Origin of the sequence: Pseudidiomarina sediminum DSM 21906 (genome assembly GCF_000423165.1) — a bacterium.
Taxonomy (GTDB): domain Bacteria; phylum Pseudomonadota; class Gammaproteobacteria; order Enterobacterales; family Alteromonadaceae; genus Pseudidiomarina; species Pseudidiomarina sediminum.
This window is the reverse complement of sequence record NZ_AUHL01000008.1, coordinates 59,681-84,192: the sequence shown is the minus strand read 5'-3', so window position 1 is coordinate 84,192 and position 24,512 is coordinate 59,681. Positions and strand designations below refer to the sequence as shown.

The 24,512-nt window shown below is 48.7% G+C and carries 25 protein-coding genes; 9 read left to right on the top strand and 16 right to left on the bottom strand.

Annotated features, from left to right (window positions below):
- Positions 1 to 294 (top strand): transposase (locus G535_RS14040; protein ID WP_026861001.1); only part of this gene is annotated, 294 nt, incomplete at its 5' end.
- Between the two features lie 83 nt (positions 295 to 377).
- Here the strand turns inward: G535_RS14040 and G535_RS0104670 are convergent.
- From G535_RS0104670 to G535_RS0104620, 11 genes are all read right to left on the bottom strand, one after another.
- Complete coding sequence (locus G535_RS0104670) at positions 378 to 824, bottom strand: hypothetical protein (protein ID WP_026861000.1); 447 nt, start codon at positions 822 to 824, stop codon at positions 378 to 380.
- A 102-nt stretch (positions 825 to 926) separates the two neighbouring features.
- Entirely contained in the window at positions 927 to 1,787 is an 861-nt protein-coding gene (locus G535_RS0104665) for a hypothetical protein (protein ID WP_026860999.1), read from the bottom strand.
- A gap of 78 nt (positions 1,788 to 1,865) precedes the next feature.
- Positions 1,866 to 2,711, bottom strand: a complete 846-nt coding sequence (locus G535_RS13835) for a TIR domain-containing protein (protein WP_051206966.1) — start codon at positions 2,709 to 2,711, stop codon at positions 1,866 to 1,868.
- Between the two features lie 503 nt (positions 2,712 to 3,214).
- On the bottom strand, positions 3,215 to 4,660 hold the full coding sequence (locus G535_RS0104655; protein WP_026860998.1) for an amidohydrolase family protein: 1,446 nt from the start codon (positions 4,658 to 4,660) through the stop codon (positions 3,215 to 3,217).
- 162 nt (positions 4,661 to 4,822) lie between these two features.
- Entirely contained in the window at positions 4,823 to 5,824 is a 1,002-nt protein-coding gene (locus tag G535_RS0104650) for a hypothetical protein (protein WP_026860997.1), read from the bottom strand.
- 148 nt (positions 5,825 to 5,972) lie between these two features.
- Entirely contained in the window at positions 5,973 to 7,019 is a 1,047-nt protein-coding gene (locus G535_RS0104645) for a hypothetical protein (protein WP_026860996.1), read from the bottom strand.
- A gap of 146 nt (positions 7,020 to 7,165) precedes the next feature.
- Positions 7,166 to 7,543 (bottom strand): BON domain-containing protein, encoded by a 378-nt coding sequence (locus G535_RS0104640; protein WP_026860995.1) that lies wholly within the window; start codon positions 7,541 to 7,543, stop codon positions 7,166 to 7,168.
- Positions 7,544 to 7,737: 194 nt separating this feature from the next.
- Positions 7,738 to 8,739: a metallophosphoesterase gene (locus G535_RS12910; RefSeq protein ID WP_051206965.1), complete on the bottom strand. Its 1,002-nt coding sequence runs from the start codon at positions 8,737 to 8,739 to the stop codon at positions 7,738 to 7,740.
- A 96-nt stretch (positions 8,740 to 8,835) separates the two neighbouring features.
- Entirely contained in the window at positions 8,836 to 9,150 is a 315-nt protein-coding gene (locus tag G535_RS0104630) for a hypothetical protein (protein WP_026860994.1), read from the bottom strand.
- Between the two features lie 128 nt (positions 9,151 to 9,278).
- Positions 9,279 to 9,989, bottom strand: a complete 711-nt coding sequence (locus tag G535_RS0104625; protein WP_026860993.1) for a GOLPH3/VPS74 family protein — start codon at positions 9,987 to 9,989, stop codon at positions 9,279 to 9,281.
- Between the two features lie 117 nt (positions 9,990 to 10,106).
- Positions 10,107 to 10,451: a BON domain-containing protein gene (locus tag G535_RS0104620; RefSeq protein ID WP_026860992.1), complete on the bottom strand. Its 345-nt coding sequence runs from the start codon at positions 10,449 to 10,451 to the stop codon at positions 10,107 to 10,109.
- Positions 10,452 to 10,632: 181 nt separating this feature from the next.
- On the opposite strand from G535_RS0104620, the gene G535_RS0104615 reads away from it, so the two are divergent.
- The 4 genes from G535_RS0104615 (at position 10,633) to G535_RS12905 (ending at position 14,157) form a co-directional block, all read left to right on the top strand.
- Positions 10,633 to 10,887: a hypothetical protein gene (locus G535_RS0104615; protein WP_026860991.1), complete on the top strand. Its 255-nt coding sequence runs from the start codon at positions 10,633 to 10,635 to the stop codon at positions 10,885 to 10,887.
- A 12-nt stretch (positions 10,888 to 10,899) separates the two neighbouring features.
- On the top strand, positions 10,900 to 11,787 hold the full coding sequence (locus G535_RS0104610; protein WP_026860990.1) for an ATP-grasp domain-containing protein: 888 nt from the start codon (positions 10,900 to 10,902) through the stop codon (positions 11,785 to 11,787).
- An 82-nt stretch (positions 11,788 to 11,869) separates the two neighbouring features.
- Positions 11,870 to 12,613 (top strand): glutaredoxin, encoded by a 744-nt coding sequence (locus G535_RS0104605; RefSeq protein ID WP_026860989.1) that lies wholly within the window; start codon positions 11,870 to 11,872, stop codon positions 12,611 to 12,613.
- A 101-nt stretch (positions 12,614 to 12,714) separates the two neighbouring features.
- A complete protein-coding gene (locus G535_RS12905; RefSeq protein WP_051206964.1) occupies positions 12,715 to 14,157 on the top strand; it encodes a purple acid phosphatase family protein in 1,443 nt (480 codons plus the stop codon).
- 52 nt (positions 14,158 to 14,209) lie between these two features.
- Here the strand turns inward: G535_RS12905 and G535_RS0104595 are convergent, their stop codons facing one another.
- Entirely contained in the window at positions 14,210 to 16,021 is a 1,812-nt protein-coding gene (locus G535_RS0104595) for a phytase (protein WP_026860988.1), read from the bottom strand.
- 9 nt (positions 16,022 to 16,030) lie between these two features.
- Entirely contained in the window at positions 16,031 to 18,559 is a 2,529-nt protein-coding gene (locus tag G535_RS0104590; protein WP_026860987.1) for a TonB-dependent receptor, read from the bottom strand.
- Between the two features lie 209 nt (positions 18,560 to 18,768).
- Between G535_RS0104590 and G535_RS12900 the strand changes: the two genes are divergently transcribed.
- Together G535_RS12900 and G535_RS14035 are read left to right on the top strand one after the other, a co-directional pair.
- On the top strand, positions 18,769 to 19,668 hold the full coding sequence (locus G535_RS12900) for a GGDEF domain-containing protein (RefSeq protein WP_051206963.1): 900 nt from the start codon (positions 18,769 to 18,771) through the stop codon (positions 19,666 to 19,668).
- Complete coding sequence (locus G535_RS14035; RefSeq protein ID WP_157981196.1) at positions 19,646 to 20,644, top strand: helix-turn-helix transcriptional regulator; 999 nt, start codon at positions 19,646 to 19,648, stop codon at positions 20,642 to 20,644. Before G535_RS12900 ends, G535_RS14035 begins: the two co-directional genes overlap by 23 nt.
- Positions 20,645 to 20,706: 62 nt before the next feature.
- On the opposite strand, the gene G535_RS12890 is transcribed toward G535_RS14035, so the two are convergent.
- Both G535_RS12890 and G535_RS0104565 read right to left on the bottom strand, forming a co-directional pair.
- Complete coding sequence (locus G535_RS12890; RefSeq protein WP_051206962.1) at positions 20,707 to 21,048, bottom strand: BON domain-containing protein; 342 nt, start codon at positions 21,046 to 21,048, stop codon at positions 20,707 to 20,709.
- A 110-nt stretch (positions 21,049 to 21,158) separates the two neighbouring features.
- Positions 21,159 to 21,347: an SDR family NAD(P)-dependent oxidoreductase gene (locus G535_RS0104565; RefSeq protein ID WP_026860986.1), complete on the bottom strand. Its 189-nt coding sequence runs from the start codon at positions 21,345 to 21,347 to the stop codon at positions 21,159 to 21,161.
- A 151-nt stretch (positions 21,348 to 21,498) separates the two neighbouring features.
- Here G535_RS0104565 and G535_RS0104560 point away from each other — a divergent pair, with 151 nt between their 5' ends.
- Positions 21,499 to 21,873 (top strand): hypothetical protein, encoded by a 375-nt coding sequence (locus G535_RS0104560; RefSeq protein ID WP_026860985.1) that lies wholly within the window; start codon positions 21,499 to 21,501, stop codon positions 21,871 to 21,873.
- A gap of 15 nt (positions 21,874 to 21,888) precedes the next feature.
- On the opposite strand, the gene G535_RS0104555 is transcribed toward G535_RS0104560, so the two are convergent.
- The gene (locus G535_RS0104555; protein ID WP_026860984.1) at positions 21,889 to 23,274 is read right to left on the bottom strand and encodes a M14 family metallopeptidase; all 1,386 of its coding nucleotides are present in this window, start codon (positions 23,272 to 23,274) and stop codon (positions 21,889 to 21,891) included.
- 134 nt (positions 23,275 to 23,408) lie between these two features.
- Here G535_RS0104555 and G535_RS0104550 point away from each other — a divergent pair, with 134 nt between their 5' ends.
- A complete protein-coding gene (locus G535_RS0104550) occupies positions 23,409 to 24,464 on the top strand; it encodes a S66 peptidase family protein (protein ID WP_026860983.1) in 1,056 nt (351 codons plus the stop codon).
- Positions 24,465 to 24,512: the final 48 nt, after the last annotated feature.

Here is a 24,512-nt window from a genome sequence, read left to right as displayed (position 1 = left end):
GGGCTCTCTCCCGTAACAGAAAGAAGTGGTAAAAAAAGTTGGGTTCATTGGCGTTGGCAATGCTCGAAATTTGTCAGACAAAGCTTTGTTGAATGGGCTGCTAAAAGTGTCCATCAATCCTATTGGGCTGGACTTTATTATCAACAGCAACGCGACAAGGGTAAATCTCATCAATCCGCAGTCCGGTCTCTCGCCTATAAGTGGGCTCGAATTGTATTCAAATGCTGGAAGAGTAAACAGCTCTATGATGAGTCCAAGTATTTGAAGTCATTGAGAGAGAAAAAATCGACTTGACTTGCGGCATAAAAAGCTTGTTGAAAGTCTCAGGGCGTGAAGCGGACGTTAACGCCCGCAACATGCGCGAGCTTGCGAGCGTCCTAATTGACGCGTTTGTTAGTGTTTGGTTCGCTGTAAAAAATATCAAAACCCCACACCAAAGCAGCTAAGTTGAAATACAGGTTTTCTTCGATGGTAAGCTCGCCACTTTTTGCATTTATGAGTTCGGTTATTGAAGATCCAAGCCCAAGAACCCCATATGTAATTAGGGACAAGAGCAAAAAAAGCCTTAAGCCCTTGTGTGGCGCACTTAAGGCATTAAATATGAAGTATAAAATAGTTGTGACAAAAACACTCAATACGAATACTGCTATTTTTACCCCGACACTAACCAGAAACATATCGGAATTCATTAGCCCAATAATGCTCTCATCCCACCGAATGGCCCACCAGCCAAACTGGGTATAACAAGCAGCACAGATTAAAGGAATTACCAATATTCCACTAAGCTCACCAATATTTTTTACATCACTAACTGAAAAAGCCATTCGGACATCCTTGTAAACACTAACGCCGTAAATAAACGGCAAAAAATAGTTGGCTAAAATTTGTGAGGCACGAACAAAGCCAACTGCTTTTTGTCCGCACTTTTAATTTACCTTGTTAGAGGGAATTACCTGCTTCAAGGTGTTTCTATCAGTAAACTCTCTAACAATTAACACTCCAATTGACTGAGCAAAACAGTACGCTTCAGCTAACCTTTGTCTTTCTATACTTTGCTGTTCATAACGTTCATGAATATCTGGAAAAACTGCAAGACTGGGTTTCGTTTTCTCCCAGTGTTTATAGCCAGAGCACTCGATGAAAGCATCCATTAACTTAGTAAGGTTGTGCCCAAGCTTTTTAGCTTCTTTATCTAGCAGCCCTCTTTTTAAACCGATAAACGACTTTAGAAACATTTCTGTAGCCATACGGCAATTCATAATTGCTCGCATATTCGGACGATGCTCAAGTAAAAGTGAAGTTGCTGAGGATAGCTCTTCATAACCTGCGTTGAGTAACTGAATGCCAAATTGATCTAATTTTTTATCATCTCTGAGATCACCATACCCCATTCCAAGGTCTATACAATCTGCCCAGAAAATAACGTAATCCCAAAGTTTCTTTTTGTCTTCCAGTAAACTTTCTTTAATATTTTCAGGCATCTCATGCAATGCATCAATCGCATTAACACTAACACTGCCGTAGATTAATGGAATACTGACGGACCAAAACTCAGAGTCAAAGAGATAAACACCTTGATGATAATGCCCTTGTAACTGGCTATCCGGCTTTCCGTTTTTCTCAAACCAGCTGAAAATAAAGTCTGCTTCAGGTGATGGAATTGACACAGATATTTTTTCATCAATGGATAACAATCGTATAGCCTCCCAAGGTCGAGTTCTATGTTCGACACTTTGAGAACTAAGCTTTTTGTTAATTTTGTCTAGAAGTTCTTCCGTGAGTTTCATATGTCCTCTAACGCCGTGCTTTGCGGCTGGTTTGGAGCGCAGCGGAAAAGCAGTCCGCCAACAGCACCTTGTTAGGGCCTACATGGCCTCGTTCAAGTCTACCTTTAAGCCAGCAACCTTTAGCTCTTTGGCTAACGTCAGCCTCCACGCACCTGCTGCATCGATATCTATATATAGAACACCGAGAAAATCAGAAGGGATTTCTACATTTCCTTTCCTGAGAACGCACACCTTATCTCTACCGAGCTTTGCAGCCATATAACCAAGTTCAACTAACACATTTTGCCGGGCTCTTGGATGTAGGTTTTCTGGTGTTTCAGAACTTGCCCCAACATCATCGGGCGTAAAAAGAACTACAGCGTAAGCAGCATCCGTATGCTTTTCGAGCTTTTCAATTATGGTTTTTCCTTCATTTGCTTGCTCATGAAGAATCACCGCATTTAGACCTAACTTTTCAACAAACCTAGCTGATGACTCTTTTGCTTGTTCGTCATGGCCATGTACTATAAATACGTTATTACTGTTCTCAGACACTACTGCTCCCGTAGTATTTATGACTTCCTGTTCTTTAAACAAAAGGTCATGTGTATAGTCCTTTCCGGATGATAAAGGCAGCAGGCTTCTGTTGGTCGCCATATCTGCGATACCAGAATTTCTCATCCTGTTATTATGCTGCTCTGCGTAGTAGGACTTCGGCTGAGGCGTATTTGTGATTTTAATTTTTTGAACGTCATCAATATTTTTGATGATCATGCCATCGACAGTAAAAGCTCTACCAGAGTGCCAAGGCGTTACTATTTGCTGGCTGAGTTCGTCAAATGTTAAATCATTGAACACAGCAGACCTGTCATTCTTCTTACTATCTCCTACCAGCTCAACATGGCAGTGCCAGTACTTATCTGGAAATACTTCTATTTCATCCATAACTCTTCTACCTATAAGTGCTGAGTTGCCCTAACATTTGTTTATTGTGCGTACGTAACTCGTTCAGCTGATAGTTTTCAGTTCTTAAATTACTGAAAAAATAGCACTTCCGACTTAAAAAGCTCCGAGTTAGCAAAAGCAATTTGAGCATGCTCATTTACACTCAATGGAGCGCACAATATCTAAGCCTTGTTTTTTATTATGTCATTGACAGTAAACGAATTAAATCGACAACACAATCACAAAGCGCGCAATGTTGCATAGATAAATTTGCTGAGCCTGATTCGCGTACCCCAAGCTTACTAATGACAGCGATACGATTTTCTAGTTGAATCAGGCAAAAAGCCCGAAGGTCTGCTTTTCGCTCAAAACAGACTTTTGACTTTGTGCCACAAACCAACGACAGCTAGCGCAGGTCGCATCACAACATCGCTAACCGAGCGTACAGAAGAATAAAACGAAGATTGCGGGGTGTTCTCCCGCAATCTTCGTATTACGGCGCGTTAGCGTTCGCCGATTTTGCTCCACAGGAAGGCGTCTTTGCCGATGTTAGCGGCGTTCTTCTTGGCGAGCTCGGCGAGCATGCTATCGATGGTTGCGCGGTCGACCCAGCGACCGTTGAAGAACACGCCGGCAATGTCTTGGGTATTGGTAATGTCATCCAACGGATTGCTATTCAACAAGATCAAATCGGCAAACTTACCTTCTTCAACGGTACCAATCTTGTCTTCAATTTCGAGCCACTTCGCCGCGTCACGGGTGGCGGCCGCAAGTGCTTCTTCGGTGGTGAGTCCGGCGTCAACCAGCAAGGCTAACTCGTCATGCAAGGCATAGCCCCAAACAATCCCCGAGGTTCCGGCATCGGTACCCGCCAACATAGGTACGCCGGCGGCTTTAAAAGCTTTCACCAACTTCACATGAAAATCGACCAGGCTTTCAAAATAAGCCACGCGTTTAGGGCTGGTGCCCTCGTGGTACTGATTCGCCGTCAACCATTTGTCCTGCATCAAGGGGTGCACGTACGGCAAACTTGGCAGATCGCGCACCGCATCCAATGATTTTGCTTGTGCGGTAATGCGTTCCAAGTTGGAAAGGTTCGGGATCACCCAAGTGCCGTTGGCTTTAGTCATCTCGGCAAAGTGCTGTGCCGACGCTGCGCTGTAATCATCGGTTTGCTTAGAGAACTCTTCTGCATGCGCAACCAAACCGAAATGCGGCACAAATGCCTGCTCCGTTTCTCCTTTGAAAGCACCGGGTAAATGCCCGACCACTTTGAGATCCTGCTTTTGCGCTTCATCAATAATGGCGTGATAGGTGTCTTGATTCAGGCGTGAATACACCTTAATGAACTCATAGCCGTCGCCTTTCGCGGTGCGCACGGCTTGCCGTCCTTGCTCCGGTGTACTTGCGGTACGGTTCGAGTTACGACCGTCAATTAGCGCCGCAAGGGCAATGCGCGGACCGATCACCTCACCTTTGACGATTTGATTGCGCTGGCCGAAATGCTCCACGCGACCACTTAATTCAAACGCGGTGGTCACGCCAGTGGCAACGTAGAGCAGCATCACGTCTTGATTATCAAAGTAAATCGAGGCGCCTTTCGTTGGGTAATTATTCCCGACGCTGCCCTCAACCAGGTTATGCACGTGCATATCAATAAGTCCGGGCATCAGCCATTTCCCCTGCCCGTCAATCACCTTAGCGCCTGCTGGAATAGGCCCATTAATAGCGGTGATTGTCGTGCCATCAATCACCACATTCGCGTTGCGAAGCACGCTATTGGCTTCGGTCATGGTCACCACATTGACCTGTTTGATCACAATGGCAGGCGGTGTTGCTTCATGGCTCACCTCAGCGCCATCCACTTTGGCCGAGGTGGCAACCGTGCTGCAGCCGGTCATGAGTAACAACCCTGCGCAGGCTGATGTGAGTAAACCTAAGGTTTTCATCGCGTTTCCTTTTGATTGTCGATTATTTGTACTCTACGCATCTTGGTCGCTGGCGGATACTGCAAGAAAGTTACTATTTGTAAGTTTTTGTGTGCATTCAGTGCGCAAACAAAAAGCCCACTCGATTGAGTGGGCTTTAAAATTAAGATGACAACGAACCTTTTAGATAGGTCCCCACATCCAACCACCAGAGCGGTAAAACATGGTTAAATAGTTCCGCAGTGCCCGTACCTCGTTGTAATCAATCACACCATCGCCATAAAGTGTATACGCCACTTGCCGCTCACAATAGCTCGGACCAGAGTAGGACAAGAAACTACTCGACGATTGCTGTTGCTCCCAGCACATTTGATAGTGATCCATCACCGTACAACCCGTTGCATCGGTGTAGTTTTCAACACCGGTATCATACTCACCAAAGGTAACCGTTTCTTGCTCATTCGAGAACGGACAAGCGTCGTGATAAACGGTGTCCGCCACAGCCCCCCACATATCAATAGCGCGTTCCGGACCCATCTCGAACTCGCCATTATCACTATACTCCTCCATAAAAAACTCGGCGTAGTGGTTTGCGGTTCCCATATAGGTAATAGGTTCAAGTGCGCTGCCCGTGTCATTATGAACGGGAAGTGGCATTCCACCGCCCTCACCTTGCTCAAACTCACCAGCGGACCAAATATCAAAGTCGGTCCAGAGATAGGTACATTCAAATTGTCCACACGTCTCGATATCATAATCTGTGTCGATCTCTCCTCGACCGCCACCGATCATTTGCAGAAAATCGAAATCGACATATTCATCATAGGCATCCTGCTGATCAGGGTTAAGCACAATGGGTAAACCAGGCCCCATAATGGGCGCGCCCATCGCATCAAAAAACTCAAACCGCATTTCTTCCACAGTTTGGAGCCCCTGATTGTTAAACTCAGCTTCACCTTCCCCTGCATCTGCGATGTAGGTCATGAAGCTCGGATCATAAATAAAGGTTGCGCGAAATCGTGCGGCATCACCGAGGTTACTCTCATCGAATCCGACAAAATCAAAGTACGTACCTTCATCAAGGTAACCTTCAATAACCAAGGCTTTTTCTTGTGCAAGCAACGGCGCACTCATCGACGTCCCGAGCGCGGCCATGATTGCCAGTGGTAGGAGTTTTGCTTTCATTGTAGTGTTCACTCTTGTTGTTAGAACCCTACAAAAATAGTTTTACATTGTTAACTTTGCCAACCTGATGGATAAAAAACATACAAAAACACCACTTTTCAGAGAGTTGAAAAGTGGTGTTTTACAACAAAAAGCATAATCTAAGTGATTAACGCATCGCACCCGAGCGATAGGCGTTGTAAAGCGCTGTACGTAATGTGCGTACGTCGCTGTAGTCCACAGTACCGTCACGGTACAGTGAATAGGCAACTTGCATCTCACAGTAAGTTGGACCGCCGTACATACTTTGGCCACCCGCGTCGCACGCCAAGTAGCTATCCATCACGGTACAACCATTACTGGCCATCACGTTCTCAACGCCTGAATCGTATTCACCAAAAGTGACAGTGCCACCAGTCACGCTGGCGTCACAGCTATCAAGCTCATCTGCCACACCATCAAGGTCTGCATCGAAATAAATGGAGTGAATGTCAAAATACAGATCAATTTCAGCGTAGTCATAACCTTCACCGTAATTGACTTCCTGCCAGTAGTAAAAGTTACCCTCAAAGTTTGCAGTACCAAGATAGGTTACAGGTTCTAAGCGTGTGCCGTCGTGGGTAAATAACGGGGCATCACCGCGATCGGTATCGATATCGAAATCAAGCGCATGGAAGGTACAAGGCTGCATCGGACTCACAGGCTCGCACGGCCACCAATCAAGCGTCCCATTCTCGACGAAATCAAACTCGACATCGAGATCTTCGTCGTAAACCTCGCCACCTTCTTCAAGGTCAAGATCTTGATTGAACTCAAAGTCAAACTCGTCAATGACAGGAGTCTGCACGTCAGGCACCATCGGAATTTGACTTTGCTCAACAACATTGCCGTCACTATCAAGAAACTCAAAACGCAACGCCGTAAAAGCCATACCTGCCGCATCTGAGTCTTCGTAAAAGATACTTTCTTCCTCGTCCCAGTAGCTATCAGTGTCGTAGAACATAAGGCTATCATCGTAGGTGACAATCATACGAAAACCGACGATGTCCTCTATGTTATCAATGAGCCACAAATCGTCGCCGCTCTCCCAATCGAATGTGCTTTCGTTGACCGTTCCTTCAACCACATACGTCCGTGATTGAGCTTGCGCTGGTGTCGTCATGCTCACACTTGCACCAACAGCTAATGCTAATGCGGTGTACTTTAAAATACTCATGTGCTTCGTTCCCTTTGGTTTCTTATTTAACAATAAAAAAAACTAAAACACTTATAGAGAACAAGTCAGCTATCGACAATATGACGATGCGCATAAAAAAACCCCGCTCTCAGGCGGGGTTTTTAAGTTTTTCATTTGCTAAAACATTAGGCTGAAGCGTCTTGCTTTACCTCGATGTCATTCTCGACATCTTTCACACCATCAATACCACGGACGATGCGTTCAGCGGTGTCAATATCTTCTTCGTCAGCAACAAAGCCGCTTAATTGCACCACGCCATCATTGGTTTCGACGTTAATTTGCAACACGTTAAGCGCGTCACTGGCAAGAATGGTCGACTTCACTTTGGTGGTGATAGCGGCATCACTCAAGTAGTCGCCGGTTTGCTCCATCGCTTGCTCTGCTTTATTTTGGTCATGCTCCTGCAAAGGTGTTGCAGCCATAGCTGCTGAACCAAAAGTAAGGGCAGAAACAGCGGTTACAACACATACTGCATTTAGGTTTTTCACGATAGCGTTTTTCATGATAGTACCTCCAGTGGGTGTTAAGCAAAATTGCTTTTCGAGGTTAACTATAACGAAGGATTTGGGAGTTTGAAGGCGCTTTGCCACGCTTTTACAAGCTCTAGTTTTTGTAAAGAAAACCACTCAATAATGCTAACAAAAACACAACAATAGCAACTCAAACCAACTGTAACGCTACGTAACGTTTAGTCTTATCATTTCGTGAAAACACCTTTCATTTCAAATGGTTGCATAAGGTCACCGGTGTAACGCACCTCGGTAACGTCTTGGGTGCCGTAAGCAACGCCGAACGCGTTCACCCCAGCATCACCTGCCGCATTTAAACGCCACAAATTGCTTGCTTCATTTCCCGCAAAGTCACGTACCAACTCAAATTCAGGTGTATCGCCATGGATCACTAAAACAGGCTTTTTGAAGCGCTGGGCTTGTTGCTGTATTTCGCGACGGATCACCACGTAAGCGTCACAGGCTTGGTTACCTCGCGCAACAGCTGTACACGGTGTTTGCTCGTGAAAGCCTGCGTGCACGGTCATGTCAGCTTGCATCGCCAGCACCACGGCTTCCGCCTGGTTGGCGCGAGCCGTCGAAAATTGCTGTCGAATCCAATGCACGGCGCCCTGCTCGCGCGCGTTCGCTGCTTGCAAGGCCAGCTCTAAATCATCAACGGCCACGTGATCACGGCCATTATTGGTGCCCGACACATGCACCGTCATAAAGTGAACGTTGCGATGTTGCCATGCCATATTTTCTGGCAAGCTTTGTTGTTGCTCTGCGCGCAGCGATGCACTTCCCTCAGGTAGCACTGCGAAACGACGACGCACTTCAGTAAGACGCGCTAGCTCGGAATACTTCGCACCTGTATTCGGGTCTTCAAAACGGTCACAATCGGTCCACTCGTTATCACCTGGCGTATAAAACACTGGCAGTGGTGCAAAGTCTTCAAGTAACTGGGCAAAGTCATTATCGTAGTTTGCGGTACATGGTTTGCCACCTGACTTGTAGTCCCCCAAATGCAACACAAACGGAATTTCGTGAGTGTGGCTCCATTGCTCGGTTTGCTGCAACATACGCACATCGCTCGCGTTGTACGGCATATCACCGACCACCAAAAACTCAAAGCCAGCAGGCTCAGGTGCGGGCTTTACCGTGCAAGCTGCGGCTGTGAGCGCCAGCAGGCTAAGTAACAAAGGCTTCATACCATCCTCTTAATACAACAACAGCGCTAGGGAAAGAACTACCCTAACGCTGTTTTATGACAAAGGTTGTGTTCGCCACAACCTTGCTAGCAATGCTTAGCAGCTGCTATCGACTTTGAACGCCAATTTGAACGCAAGGCCCATAATTTCAGCGCCGTACACAGCAAGTTGTTCTTGCTGTTCAGCAGTCATCTCGTTGAAGTCTTCTTCAGTGTACTTTTGATCAAGAGTGTCAATCGAACTCTGTAATTCGTCAAAGTCTGACTCGCAAACATTATCTTTTGCTGCCAGTTCTTTCATCTCAGCTACCGCGGTTTCCATGGTGTTGAGAATGTCGTCTTGTGGTGAACTACAACCAGCAAGAACAACCAAAGCTGCTGCCGCAGTAAGCATTTTGATAGGGGATAACATAAAGATCCTTTTCTTAACGAAAATTATTGGGAGCGCAATATTAACGGGATTTTAAAATCAGCGCTAGCCAAACGACTAACATTTATACCCCGCTCCGCTGTTTTACCCTAAAACTTTAAGCAGCAAGACTAACAACTGCTCGAAGAAACACTTGATGCGGTAGCAGCCGATGTTGCTGCCGTCATCGCTGGCAACATCACAGCGACCATCATCGCCACTTCAACGGCCGCGATAACATCTTTGGTAATGACGCCAAGCTGCTCGCCTTTAACCAATTCTTCAATCCGCTTTTTATGCGTCTTAAGTTCCGCTTTTGAGAAGACTTGTGGCAACAAACGTGCACTTTGCGCTAAGGCCAGCAGCAACACCTGTCGAGGATTCACCTCCAGCGGTTGCTCCAAAACTAAATCGCGTAACGCGCGACGTAACGCTTGTTCGGGCTCGGGGTTTAATTCGGGATAGACTTTTTGCGTGAACAACCAAAGAATTTTTTTCTCTTCGAGCGCAACAACGCCATCGCGCACTAAGGCTGCAGCAACTTTATGTTTAAGATCGGCAACTTGCGCAAGCTTTGTTACCCAATCTTTCAGTTTGCGTGGACGTTTGCTTTGGGCGATTTTTTGCAAACCTTCATCAAGGACGTCATCGCCGATCACGGCCGTGTCGCTGACCTGTACTTTAGGCGTCCGCTCATTGGTTAAGGTAAGCTTTTTTAAAAGCAGCAGTTCCGCGAGCATTGCCGCGGCGACGCCGTACTCAATGTAAGCACCTTCAATGGTGCCCTTCTCTTCACTTAATGCCAGTAGCATCAAGCCTTCGTAGAGTCGTAGTTCACTCATGACTGTTCCCGTTGCTGAACTCAAACTTCAGCTTAGCCTATGACATCGCGTAGAAAAAGCCCCATACAGTGCGGGGCTGTATGGGGCAACGGGAGTAGAGAGCGTGGAAAAAACGACTTATTCAGACGTGGCCTCCAACGCGTTGCGTACATCCTTGACGCCTTCAACATTACGCACAATGCGCTCTAATGCTGAACTATCAGCTTCGGTTTCCACCGAGCCGCTTAACGTGACGACACCGTCCGTAGTCTCAACGTTAATTTGCATGCCACTGGCCTGTGCCATTAATGCACTTTTCACATTGGCCGTGATGGCTGAATCACTTAAATGGTCCCCTGCTTGCTCTTGTTCAAACTGCATTCCTTGCTGCGCAGGATCTTGCAGCGTTGCTGCCATGGCAACGGTACCAAAGGTTAGCGTCATCACCGATACTACTGAAGTAAACACACTGCTAAGTTTCATGGGGCTTTCTCCTTTATCGCGACCGATTTCGCTGTTGCTTTAAGTCCACTATAGTCAAGCGCTGCAGAAGGTGAAGTCGCTTTGCGCGCGTTTTACAACATCGAGATATTGTAAAGAAACATCAACGTGTTAGATTAGCCTCTCAGCCCCACACCCGTTCGCATTAAGGAGTCTTACGGCCATGCAATTAACCATTGAAATCAGTAAATACCCGCTCGCAGATAACTACCTTGAACCAATCAAAGGTTTCATCGACCAGCTCAACCAATACCCCAATTTACATATCCTCACCAACACACTGAGCACGCAAGTGTTTGGCGATTACGACGAGGTCATGGCGGCCTTACAGGCGTGTATCAAATGGTCCTTCGAGCAATACGGCAAAGTCGTTTTTGTCTGCAAGTTTCTCCATGGCGATCTGCGTCCACAAGACTAATTCGAGGTGAGCATGAAACAACAGGTTGCGATCCTGACGATGGACAGCCTTGAAGGTTTTTTCGCTTATGACGACTTACTGATCGCGCCATTTCAAGCGCACGGTATTGACGTAAGTATGGTGTCATGGCGCGACACGACGCAGGACTGGAATCGCTACGACGCAGTCATTATCCGCTCGCCATGGGACTATCAAGATGACTGTGAGCAGTTCCTTGAGGTACTGGCGACGATTGAAGCCTCCACCGCGCGACTGTTCAATTCGCGCGCTATTGTGACGTGGAATGCCGACAAACGCTATTTACGCGATTTAGAACAGCAAAACGTGCAACTGATCCCAACGCTCTGGGGCTGCGGCAACGTTGCCAGCGATCTCGTCCAAGCACAGCAACGCTGGCCGCAGCAAGAGTTGATCATCAAGCCTTGTGTGTCTGCCAATGCCGACGATACCTTCCGCCTGCCCGCAACCACAATTGCTGCAAAGCAGTTAAGTGAATTGGCGCAGTGTTTTGGCGCACACCGTCATTACATGGTTCAACCCTTCGTGCGCTCTATCGTCGAGCACGGGGAATACTCGTTGTTCTATTTTGCCGATCAGTTCAGCCACTGCATCCAAAAGTGCCCGGCAGCAGGCGATTTTCGTGTGCAAGAGGAGCATGGCGGTCGCTTTTTCGCAACCCAGCCACCGGCAGCGGTTGAAGCGCTAGCCAGTAAGGCCTTGGCCGCAGTGCAAGAAACCTTACTCTACGCGCGTATCGATATCGCGCTTCTTGACGATGGCACACCAGCCCTGATGGAAATGGAGTTGATTGAACCCAGTCTTTACTTCGGCGTCGACGAGCAAAGTCCAGAACGTTTTGTTAAAGCTTACCTATCGCTCATCAATACGGTTGCCGAATAAAGGCGTAAATTTATCGTAACTTATTTGAATTAAAGCCTTTTTTGTACTACCTCTGAGGTAAATCGCAACCTTGGAGGTAGTAATGAGTGACGCTCACAAACACGCCACACTCTATCGTCTCGACAGCGAAGAACATCAATGCCCCTACGGTCTTAAAGTCCGTCACCTGTTAAAAAGTAATGGCTACAGCGTTGATGACCAGCGCTTGACAAGTCATGCGCAAGCGGAAGAAATAAAGCAACGCTTTAATGTTAAAACCACGCCACAAGTGGTGATTAATGGCGAACGTATCGGAGGTTACGAGGCTGTCCGTGCATACTTAGGAAAATCAGTACCAGACCCTGAGCAAACCAGCTATCAGCCGGTAATTGCTCTCTTCACGATGACCGCTTTATTGGCACTGGGGACTAGCTGGCTGAGTTTCGGCGAGGTCCTCAGCTGGCAAACGCTCGAATGGTTTATTGGCTTCTCGATGGTGGTACTTGCCCTGTTGAAATTACAAGATGTCGAAACTTTTTCAACCATGTTTCTCAATTACGATCTGCTTGCCAAGCGCTGGGTTCCCTACAGCTATATTTATCCATTTGCCGAGGGCTTAGCTGGGTTGCTAATGGTCGCTAATGTTGCGCTTTACCTCGCCATTCCGCTCGCTTTCATCATCGGGAGTATTGGCGCGATTTCTGTGTTTAAAGCGGTTTACCTTGATAAACGTGAACTCAAATGTGCCTGTGTCGGCGGTTCAAGCAATGTACCTCTAGGGTTTGTATCTCTTACCGAGAACCTGATGATGATTGCCATGGCGCTGTGGATGATAGGTAAATTGTAAAGAGGTCTTTTTAGCTCACTAGCACTTGTGTGTTTCATCTTGATGACACACTCGTGCGTTAGCATCGATGATCACAATAACCCTCAACAATGGTGATCATTATGTCTTGTTCACACCTACGCCAGCCCAGTCGGCTGGCCTTATCGCTTGCCCTGCTGTTTAGTCCGGCGCTCACCTATACAGCAACCGTCAACGCAGATGAAGCCGCGTCGGTACGTGAAGCCAATACTTTAGTGCCTAGCCAAGTCACGCGCTATGCGCCCACGGCGTTCCCAGATCGTATTGTGCTGCTTCCCGGCGAACACCCCGAACACAGCCAAACGATCAGCTGGCGGACCCACGCCAAGGTCGAAGAAAGTGTCGTCCAAATTACGGAAGCAGGTGCAAGCCCCGGCCTCCACCTCCATGCCCATGAACAACGCGGCAGTTATACCGCGCACAGCACTCCGAATGGAGACGCGCACCATCACCGCGTCCACCTTACCGAGTTAAAACCTGACACCCTTTATGCCTACCGTGTCAAAGGCGACGATACCTGGAGCGAGTGGCTGCAATTTCGCACGCCGAAAGCAGAATTCTCACCCTACACCGCCCTCTATTTTGGCGATGGTCAGAACGCCCTGCTTTCGCACTACGCGCGCACCGTTCGCGAAGCCTTTCGTCATGCACCGCAAGCAAAAGTTATGTTGTACGCAGGTGACTTAGTGAACTCACGTTACGGTATTCACGACGACGAATGGGGTGAATGGTTTCAAGCCCTCAGCTGGATGGGCGGCAGTGTGACGCAAATTCCAAGTTCTGGAAACCATGAATTCAGCAGTGACGATAACGATGAAACACGACACATTTTACCGCATTGGAAAGCACAGTTTGCCTTACCCGACAATGGCCCGGAAGGATTAACTGCGACCGTCTATTACACTGATTATCAAGGCGTGCGTTACATTGCGCTGGATTCAACTGAAGCGATGCAATCGCCAGAAAAAGCGCGCCAACAGGCAGAGTGGTTGGAGCACGTACTTGCCAATAACCCACAACAATGGACCATCGTCATTCATCATCACCCCTTGCACTCGGTTTCACGTGGGCGTGACAACCCACCACTGCGAGAGCATTGGCAACCGATTTACGAGAAGTACAACGTTGATGTGGTGTTACAAGGTCATGATCACACCTATGGCCGCACCCGTGCTGCTACCGATGCAGCAGCACAAGGGCCAATGTACACGGTCACTGTAGCCGGTCCGAAGATGTATTTGGTGAGCGACCAGGCCAAACAACAGATGGCGCGCTACGCAGAAGACACCCAACTCTACCAAACCTTAGACTTCACTGAACAGCAGCTCACCTATCGCTCGTACACTGCCACGGGAGAACTTTATGATGGGTTTACCATTCATAAAAATGCCGATGGCAGTAAGCAGGTTACTGATGAGCAACCGACTACCGCACCACGACTCTGTGGTGATCATCCGCGTACCAAAGCCAGCCGCTGCTGGAACGGTACAGACTTAATTTACGCGCCTGCCGGCAGCAACGATTAGCCATAAAAAAAGCCGAAGCAATCCCTTGCTTCGGCTTTTGCCCTCACATACGTTACTCGTGACTGTTGAGCGTCTGTAGAATCGCTTCCAATGGCACTACCTTCACGTTTTGACCTGCTTCAGGCATCCGATTACGACCGTCTTGCACCAGCAAAGCTCCTTGTGGAAACTGCGGCCCCAGATTCGCCGTAGTCACCTCGATACCATCGGTCTCAGAGGCTCCGTCAATACCCATCGCTGGATTGGTGCGAATACGAAAATGTGAACGCAACGCCCAAGGCGCTTCACCATCAAACACGATATAACTATCGTTGCCTTGACTAGAAACAAACAACAAGGGTTCACCGTCGACTACGGCGTATGCAAGACCTTCGATATCGTCAACCAGTTCCGCATGGTCAGCAACATGAATCACCGCTTGCCCTTGCGTTGTCGCACTTGCACGCGCATCAAACTGCCACACCGCGACATCTTCCTCGCCAACGAACAAGCGCTGAGTGGCGTCATCCACCACACAACCTTCTGGCTGTGAAGGTACGGTCATTTCACGTGCAAACGTTGCGCCATCGGCAGTTAGCACGAAGTGCTGAATGCGCCCGCCTTTATTGTTGATATAAACAGAGGTTTGCTCCGTTTGCGCGTCATACCCCATGCACAAACCATAAATCTCGTCGACATCAGTACGCACTTTGGCGCCGAGTGAAAACTCACCTTCAGCACTAATCTCAAACAATTGAATGCTGTTGTCATCACGCAAGGTCGCAGCGGCAACATTGCCACGTACATCCACGTTATTGAGTCGGCCGATAGCAAGCTCTTGCACCACTGCGCCATTCATATCATAAACATACAAACCGGTACGTTTGTCCGTCGCCAGAATTCGACTTTGTGCCGGCTGTTGCGGATGCACCCATACGGCAGGATCGTCAATGGCATCACCGCGACGTGGTGAAGGAGTCGTTTGTAAGGTCGCTGCAACTTGGTTAACGGGAGTCGCGGGCGGCGCTGACACACTGGTTGCGACCGGTACTTGCGCGGTCCGCGTCGCTAGACCATCTTCATGGGTCAAGAGCAATTGGCCCGGCGTCAGTTCCACAACATCCGTCAATGCTTCGAGCTCGGCAATGGCTTGCGCGCTACTGAACTGCAATCCATCTTCCTCACGCGTGTACATAAGTAGACGCGGTGGTTCTTCCTCAAGGACAGCTAAGGCACCGTTGTGCAGCACCTCAAGCCCCTTGATTTCGTTTTGGAGCTGCCCAAACGGCGCTTTCGCGGCAACCAGCTGACGCCCTTCGTCCACTTCGGGTTCAGCTTGATAGGCCCACACGGCTTGGTCTGCTTCAGCAACAAACAAGGTGCCACGCTGTTGATCAACCGCGCAAGCAGTCGCATCAAAAGGTACATTGACATCGCGGATCGCTAACGGCTGCGCAAGCCATTGTTGGTCTTGACGCAGTAACAGTTGTTCAGCCCCACCGCGACCACCGAGCAAAAATAAGGTGGTTTGCTGGTTCTCTTGGCTCTGGTAAAAACACAGATCTTCGACCACACGGCTACTGATCTCCCCCTGCCAAAGGGCATCAACATTGTCCCCTTGAGCTAACCAAAGGTGTAAGAACTGTGTGTTCCCTTCCATGGCCGCCATCACCAGGCCGCCATCTTCCAACGCTAAACTGCGCAAGTGTTCAAATTCGCCGCGGCGAACCAGTTGCCCAGCCGCATAAAGTCCTTCGCTGGTCACCGAGTAGGTGTGCCCCTGATGCTGCACTTGGTGACGCGTGTCTTGTAAATCTGTGGCTTGTGACGTACAAGCGCTGGCACTGAAAAGTGCCAACGCCAACGTAGAACGTTTTAATTTCATAAGGTCTCCCTACCAGTTGGTAATTTGTAAGCCCAAGGTGTAACTGCGGCCATACTGCTCATATTGGGTGTTGTAACGGCGTGAGCCGGTATACACATAGAAAGGTTCATCAGTGATGTTATTGGCCGCAAACGATAAGCTAATGGCATCGCTGAGCAACCATTTAGCAGAGAAGTCCACCGTCATATTGTCATCTTCATAGGCGTCATAGCGGCTGTCTTCGATGTCGCCCAACTCAACCAAGTATTTCGATTTATAGTTGGCCGCAAGACGCAAGCTAAGGTCTGCCGTTTCATAGCCAATGGCTAAGTTGGCGGTGGTATCTGACTGGCTTGGTAACGGAATATCGCGCGTGAGCAACACCCCATCATCTAACCAATCGACGGTAGCTTCTGAGTCGGTAAAGGTTAAGTTGCTGCTGAATAGGAAGTTATCCAACCAACTATTGAAGCCTTTCACTTGATGAACGTAGTTCAACTCAAGACCGTAAACATAAGCATCATCACCATTAATGTAGGTTTCTGCTTCGTCAAAATCTTCATAACCTGGGCGCCCGGCAACATCGGCTTCGTAAACAAAGTTTTTGATGTCCTTATAAAACGCGATGGCAGAAATAACACCTAAGGTTTCATCGTAATGTTCAATGCCGAAGTCGAAGTTACTCGAGGTCAAAGGTGCTAAGTCCGGGTTACCAAACTCTGCTTTTAAGTCGCCGTCATCATTCTCTAGGTAATAGCTTGGGCGTAACTGCTCAAAGTTAGGCCGCACCATACCCGTGCTATACGCCATCCGTAAAATGGTGGTGTCGTTAATATCGTAGCGAGTAACCAAACTTGGTAACCAGCGAGCGTTACTGTAGCTATCGGTGACTGCGGTAAAGCTGCCGGTGGCGTCGTCATAACGCATCCCTTGCGCATTCCGCTCATCGTGCTCATAACGCGCACCGGTGATGATCTGCCAATTCCCTAATTGAATATCCGCCATCAAATAGGCTGCCGAGATATCTTCATCAATCCCGTAACTGGCAATGGCTGACTCAACGTCGTCACGAAATGCGGCACGGTCAAGCGGTGCCAACATCTGCCACAAGGCATCAGCTTGAATGCCTGGACCAAACTGCGCCAAACCATAATCCACATCTGCACCACGGTAGTCGTCAAGCGTTAATCCACTCACGCCGAGGTCGGCAAAGTCTTCGTAGATAAAAATGTCTTCGCGGGCAGTCTTCTCACGCTGACTCAATTTCACCCCAGACTTAAGGGTTGCCTGAAAGTCGCGATGTAAAAGGTCATAGGCAACGTCAAGTTTGATATTGTTTTCAGTCTCTTCGGTATACGCATCGCTGACTTCCACTTCATCCAGCTCATAACCGCTGGTTTGATAGGCTTGATCGGGCGCAATCAATTGCAAGCGTTGCTGGCCGCGATACCCTAAACCGTCGTCAAATTCTTGTTTAAACTGCGCACCACCAATAGCAAACGGCTGGGTTTCATTGGCTTCACTACGGCCGCCTTCAAGTTGTACGGTCCAATCACCAAACTGGTGTTTTGTACCGAGTACAATAGCCTGAATTTCTTGGGTTTCTTTACGGTCTTTCAATTCGCGTACAAGCTCACCAGCACTTTGCGTACCAGCGGTTAACGGGTCGGCAAATTCCGCAATCAAGCCCTGCCGAATTTCACTGTCGGCGAATTCACTGTACAGCGTACGCAAGTAGTAGGACTGCTGATCGTCTGGGCGTAAGTCGATGTTTAAGGCTAAGCCCGTGCGCTCGCGATTGACCGAATAAGCACGGTACTCAAACTCTTCTAAGCCCGGCTCATCAAGATCCCAGTTACCACCGGTCTCAACGTTGTCCGTGGTAAACGAGCGGTCGTGATAGCTCGCGGCTAACGCAACCCCAAGCACATCTTGCTTATCACCAAGATCAAAAGTGTTACTGAGCACCCCCGACACTTTTGGGTTGGTCTCACTGGCTTGCTGGTTATAGCCAAGGTCGGTGGTTAATGAGTAGAACGCTCCGTCGCGGTCAAACGCCGTCATACTTTTTAGTTCGATGTTACCACCGAGGCTGCCCGCTGCTTGGTCTGGTGTTAGGGTTTTACTAACTTCAATCGACTCCAACAAATCCGATGGGATCACGTCCAAGGCAACCGCACGACGCCCTGCTTCAGGTGCTGCCAGCATGGTGCCGTTGTACGAGACTGAGTTCAAATCAGGTGCCAGCCCTCGAATCCGAATAAAGCGCCCTTCACCTTGGTCGCGTTCAACGGACAATCCAGGAATACGCTGCAACGCGTCACTCACGCTGTCGTCTTGCAATTTGCCCATATCGTCTTTTTTCAAGACATTAATAATGCCACCGGCGTTACGCTGCTGGTTCATGGCTTCTTGAATGGCTGCACGGTTGCCGATGGTCACCACTTCTTCCATGGTTTCATCAGTGCTTTCGGTTTCCGTCACCTGCTGGGCATAAGCTAACGGAATTTGTGCCCCGCAACTTAGCGCGATGAGGCAGGCTAAATAGGATTTTTTCATGGGTTAACTCGCTCTTTTATTCTGGATTGTAAGTGTTTGAATGCGGCACTTACTGTAGAGCGTTAAGATGACAGGCGAGCAGCACAAATAATGTCAACATGAGCTAAAAAGAGGTGGGTCAAATCAGGCCACGAGCACCTGCACTGGTCATCAGATTGTCACGTAGTCTGGTTAGACTATTGCGTGGATTTGAATAACCCGAGAGCCTTATGTTGCGATACCATCCCTTCACTGATTGGCGTTTCCCACTCACCTTACTTGGCTGCCTTATCGCCTATTTGTTAGCGCAACATTTCGGCGAGCTTAAAGCTTTGATTGAGGTCGACTTCCTTGATGTCATGGGTGAAGGTTCAACACTATTACTGGCGATGCTTGGCATGACCATCGTGTTATCGGCACGGCCGGATGGTAAGGTGACCTCCTTGCTTTACCTTGGCACGTTACTCCTCATTTTATCGCTGTCACTGGACTTACTGGATGAGTTTTTCGCGTACCCAGTTGAGGTCAGAATCATGAGTTGGCTGGAGTCACTGCCATTGCCAATAGGTTTATTGATTTTATGCCGAGGTTTATACGGCTGGCATCAAGAACAACGGATTATTGAGCGACAACTTAAAAGCCGCGAACATGTGTTACGTGAACATCAGTGGCTTGACCCGCTTACCGTGCTCTACACTAAACCTTACTTTGAGCATGTGCTCACCCGCGAGCTTTGCCAGCATCACTATAAGGGACTGCCATTAACGCTGGTTCACATGAATATTAAAGGTTTTGCCCGTATTAATCGGGTACATGGTAGTGGCTTCGGCGATGCCCTGCTGCAACGTATTAGCGAGATCATGCTTGCGCTTTTACGCGAGCAAGATGTGCTCTGTCGTGACCACAGCGATCGCTTCTTAATGTTATTCCCTGGGCTTGAAACGCCCTTAGCAACTGAGCTGCTGCAGCACCTCGAACAAGCGTTACACAAAGAGCTTGCGTTGGAGCATTGTCTGCATTTTGAATTCCGTGCCCATACGGTCACCGAAGCAGATGCTCACGCAGCGCTTCAAGCACTTTACCTACAACCACCAAAACGTCATGACAATGCTGCAGTGGTTAACTGCTGAGCACGCTCAGCTGATTAGTAAACCCTTGCTGCAATCGCTGTTGCCGTTGGCAGAGCGACGTGGCATTGCACCTGCGAAGTTGTGCAAAGGTACTGGCATTGCGGTGCAACAACAGCGCAGCAGTACCCATAAAATAAGTGCCCAAGATGCTTTACTGCTGAGTCAGCGTGCCAATCAATTGATTGGCGATCCACAACTTTGGCATTTGGTCGCCGAGACCATGCTTAGTGAACGCTTATCGCCTCTGGTTGATGTACTCCTGCATGCCCCAACCATGGCGCAGACCCTTGGCTACTTTGTGCGCCATCAGGAGTTATTGCAACCCTTACAGTTTAGTCGCAGCAGTCGCCATCAAGCGTTCGTGCAATTGCATTTTTTACAACGTTGGGGAGACAGTCCAAGTGGGTTATCTCTGGCCTTGCTGATTGCGGTAGGCCAACAACGTGGGCTTGCCGTAGAACAGTGGCGGATCGGCTTACCGCCTGAAATCACGCCGCTGCCGATTTGGCAAAAATGGGGGCTACAAAGTTTTGCCAGTCCATTGCCAGTGTTGCAACTGCCGGTTCAGCAGCTACGGGTTAAATTACAACAACGGCAACCGGAACGCTTTCAACAGGCGCTTTGGTTTTGCCAATTACAAGACACCACCACGCCGCCCAGTTTTCTTGAAGCCGTCTTTGCCTGGCTGCAACAGCGTTTGCATGATGGGCATATGGTAACGCTGGAAGCACTTGCAAGTGCGATGGCATTAAGTACTTCGTCATGCAAACGACAGTTTCATAAGCATGGCACGAGTTTTCAGCAGCAACTAGACCTTGTGCGGCTGTATCAGCTACTGCATTTGCTGCAACAACACCCCTACAACAACCACGAGCTGGCCACTCGACTCGGCTACAGCAACTCCAACAATTTCCGCCGCGCCTGTAAACGCTGGCTTGGTATTGCTCCTGATTTAGTTCGAGCGCAGCTCTCATAAACCAAGCCCCATAACGCAAAGCGTTATGGGGCTTGAGCTCTAGGGATGACGTGAAACGCGAATTAAGATTCGATTTCTAAGTCATTGCGTACGTCCTGTACACCCTGCACACTGCGTGTCGCGCGTTCCAATGCGGCACTTTGTTCATCAGAAGTGACGCTACCACTTAGGGTTACCACACCTTCTGAGGTCTCAACAGTCACGTTCATACCACCGTCAATCGACATCAACGCGCTTTGGACTTGTGCGGTAATCGCCGCATCACTTAACGGCGCTTCCGCTTGCTGTTGCATCTCTTGGAATTCCTGTTCCTGAGGGTCTTGCAACGTATTGGCCATTGCTGAAGTACCTAAACCCAACGTCAATGCTGCGATAGCTGAAGTCATTACATTGTTGATTTTCATAGCACTTTCTCCTTTGTGGCTGTGCAAAATTGCAAACTTCAATTTCACTATAGCCACGCCAGAAAAATCTGAAAGTCACTTTGCGCTGCTTTTGCAGTGCCAAGATTTGGTTAATCTAACTCTTGGGTACCACCACCGCTCACAATTGACCCGGCGGTTTGTTCTGCGGCTGCTAAATCTAGGTCGGCAATCATTACCGCAGCACCTGCTTGGGCAAAGGTTTCTGCAATAGCTTTCCCGATACCATGCGCAGCGCCTGTCACAATCGCGACATTATTCTCCAGTGAAAATTGATTCATGTAATTTGTCCTTATAGTGCACAGTGTTAGTCAACATGACCGTTTCAGTATAGCCAAATCGTAACACCATTCGTTGCGCGTTTAGCACAGGTAGCCTATACCTTTACATGGGAATGACATTGGCTCCCCCCCTTATGATGAGGAAGTTACTATGCATATCGTGACCATACTTACAGTTGTAGCTACCCTTGCTTTAAGCGCGACCACGCAGGCACAAGACCAAGCCAAAACAAAAGATGCTAGCGCTACCACGACCGATGAAGCCGCTCGCCAAGCAAAGTTTAAAGCTGGCAAAGCACTTGCTGATACCGTTAAGGCAACCGATTCAGGACATCTGGATGAAGATGATGACGGAGACGGGCTGGGCGATGCTACCGCAACAATGAGTGAAACCAAGCGCAAACGCCCCGGCCGAATTAAAACCGGTGATGTTACGCTTGCCAATGAATGTGACACTGATTGTGACAGCGCGACCGACACAACTAACGCACAAAAGAGTAAAAAGAAAGGCGGTAACAACCGTTAACCGCCTTTGTGCGAGTTACTGAAGTTGAAGAATCACACCCGCCAACACCGCCATGACCACGTTATCTTGCTCGGTTAACAAGAATGTAGCCTGTTGACGTTGTTGGGGGCGTGATCCAGGGAGATTACGCGGATTCACTAGCACTGGTAAGTGCGTTCGTACGCTTAATTGCGCAGCATCACCGCTAAAGTGGGTATAACCTTGGGCGATCAGTTTTAAGTAATCATGGTGCGAGAGTACAAGACCTTCTGCAGGGATCGCATACGCCCGACCTGCTTGATAGACATAATTCTTACCTTGGTAGCGCTCAAACGCAGGAAACATGGATAAGTCACCGACTTCACGAATCACACCGCTCTCGTCACTACGGTTCACGCCAATATCGATGCGGTAATTGTGCGCACCATCAATCACTTGCACCTGATCGAGAATGACATCTTTAAAGCTGTTCGAGTTGTTCATCGGAATACTATGATACGGCGCCAGCGTTTGCTGTTCATAAGCTGCACTCGCAATGCTATCAATGGCGCGCACCAGCATGGCGCCATTCACTTCACGGGCCTTTTGCCGATTCGGGTCATTAGGGTAAGCACCTGACTCAATCAAAATAGTACTGATCCCCATTGCGGCAAAGTTATCGCCAAAAGCACGCTCCGCGAAAGTGTCGTTATAACGTCCCATATACCCAGGAATTAACGCATCACCCACGGTTTTTAAATCACCAATCAATTGCATCGCGCGATGACGTTTCTCATTAATGTCTTTGGCTTGGTTAAACGCTGGAGCTAATAACGAAATCGTCGCTTGTTTGCCCGTGTGGCCCACTTCGTAATAACGGCTCTGGTCATGCAAATTAAAGCCAAAGTCCGGTGCCAATGCTTGCCCTTGCTGCATTAATAGGCGCCCTTCTGGCGTTTGCAAAGCACGGGCATCACGATTGATATCAATGCCTTGCACGTTATAACGCTGCGCCAATTCAGCACCATCAGGGTTCACCATAGGGATCATGTGCAAGGTGATTTTATCCTGCCAATGCTCTCGCCAGTGGCTATCGGTCGCTATCTTCTGCATAAGATCAAATAACGCAGGGGTTGCGGTCGACTCATCACCGTGCATTTGCGACCACATTAACACCACGGTGTCGCCGCTGCCGACGCTAAAACGGTGAATTGGCCGACCTTGATAAGAGGTACCAATGCGTTGGTGGGTAAACACTGGGTGGTTCTGGAAGCGCTCAATGTAAGGCGTAATATCCGCCAAGCGAATTTGTTGCTTATCGAGTCCAGGCAGCATCTCGACGGCTGCATGATGGTCATCATGAGCGAGCGCTGGTAGGCTCAACACGAAACTCGAGGTCGCTAAAAGAAGCGCAGCGACGGGGCTTAAGATGCTTTTTTTCATTTTTTATTGCGCCCTAGGGTTCTATTACTAATAAATTATTACTAGGATTGAGGATAACGGTGACGCAACTTTTACGTCAACACACACACGCCCAACAGGCCCAAATCTAAGATTAAATAAAAGGTGACCTTGTCATGGATCGCAGATCGTTTATAAAAACCATGGCCGCAGGTGCGGTCGCAACGTCAATGCTTTCATCGGCGCAATTGCTCGCTACCCCAGCAGCAACCAGTGCTTTAGGTGCAGGCCGTAAACCAAAGCGCTTGAAAGCTGGCGACACAGTACGCATGGTTGCGCCCGCCAGTGCTGTTGAAGATCGGCACCATGTCATGATCGCCAAAGAGTCTTTTGAAGCGATGGGCTTTAACGTGCAGCTTGGTGAGCATGTGTTTGCGCGCGAAGGCTACTTCTCGGGTACCGACCAACAGCGTGCCGACGACGTTAACCGCGCTTTTGCAGACCCAGACGTCGATGGTGTTATTGCAGTGCGTGGCGGCTGGGGCTGTAACCGTATTTTGCCGTTACTCGATTTTGAGATGATCGCGCAAAACAACAAAGTGCTCTTGGGGTACAGTGACATCACCTCCTTGATGAATGCGCTCTATGTCAAAACTGGCATGACGTCGTTCCACGGCCCGAACGGCTTCTCGTACTGGGCCGATTTCCAAGCACAACAATTTAAAGACGTGTTGATGGACGGCAAAGCCACCACCATGCGCAACTACAAAGAAAAAGAAGAAACCCTCACTATGATGACCAACCGCACTACCACGGTCACTTCCGGTAAGGCTCAAGGCGTCTTGGTTGGGGGCAATCTAACGGTCCTCACTAGTCTATGCGGCACACCGTACTTCCCTGATCTGACAGGTAAAATTTTAATGTTGGAAGACGTCGGCGAAAGTGTCTATCGCATCGACCGCTTCTTATCGCAGTTACAGCTCAGTGGCGAACTTAATAACGTCGCTGGTGTGGTGTTCGGGCATTGTACTGATTGTGATCCTGCTGGTGGTTTCGGCAGCTTCACCTTGCACGAAATTTTTGAGCACTACTTTAAGCCACTCAATGTGCCGACCTACACTGGTGCGCAGTTTGGCCACATCAAAGCCAACCATATTTTGCCGGTCGGCCATGTGGTTGAACTTGATGCCGATGCGGCAACCGTCAAACTTATCGGTAGTGCCGTGGTATAACCCATTGTCTGTTAAAGCGTTATTCCGTCCGCAGCGGAATAACGCTTC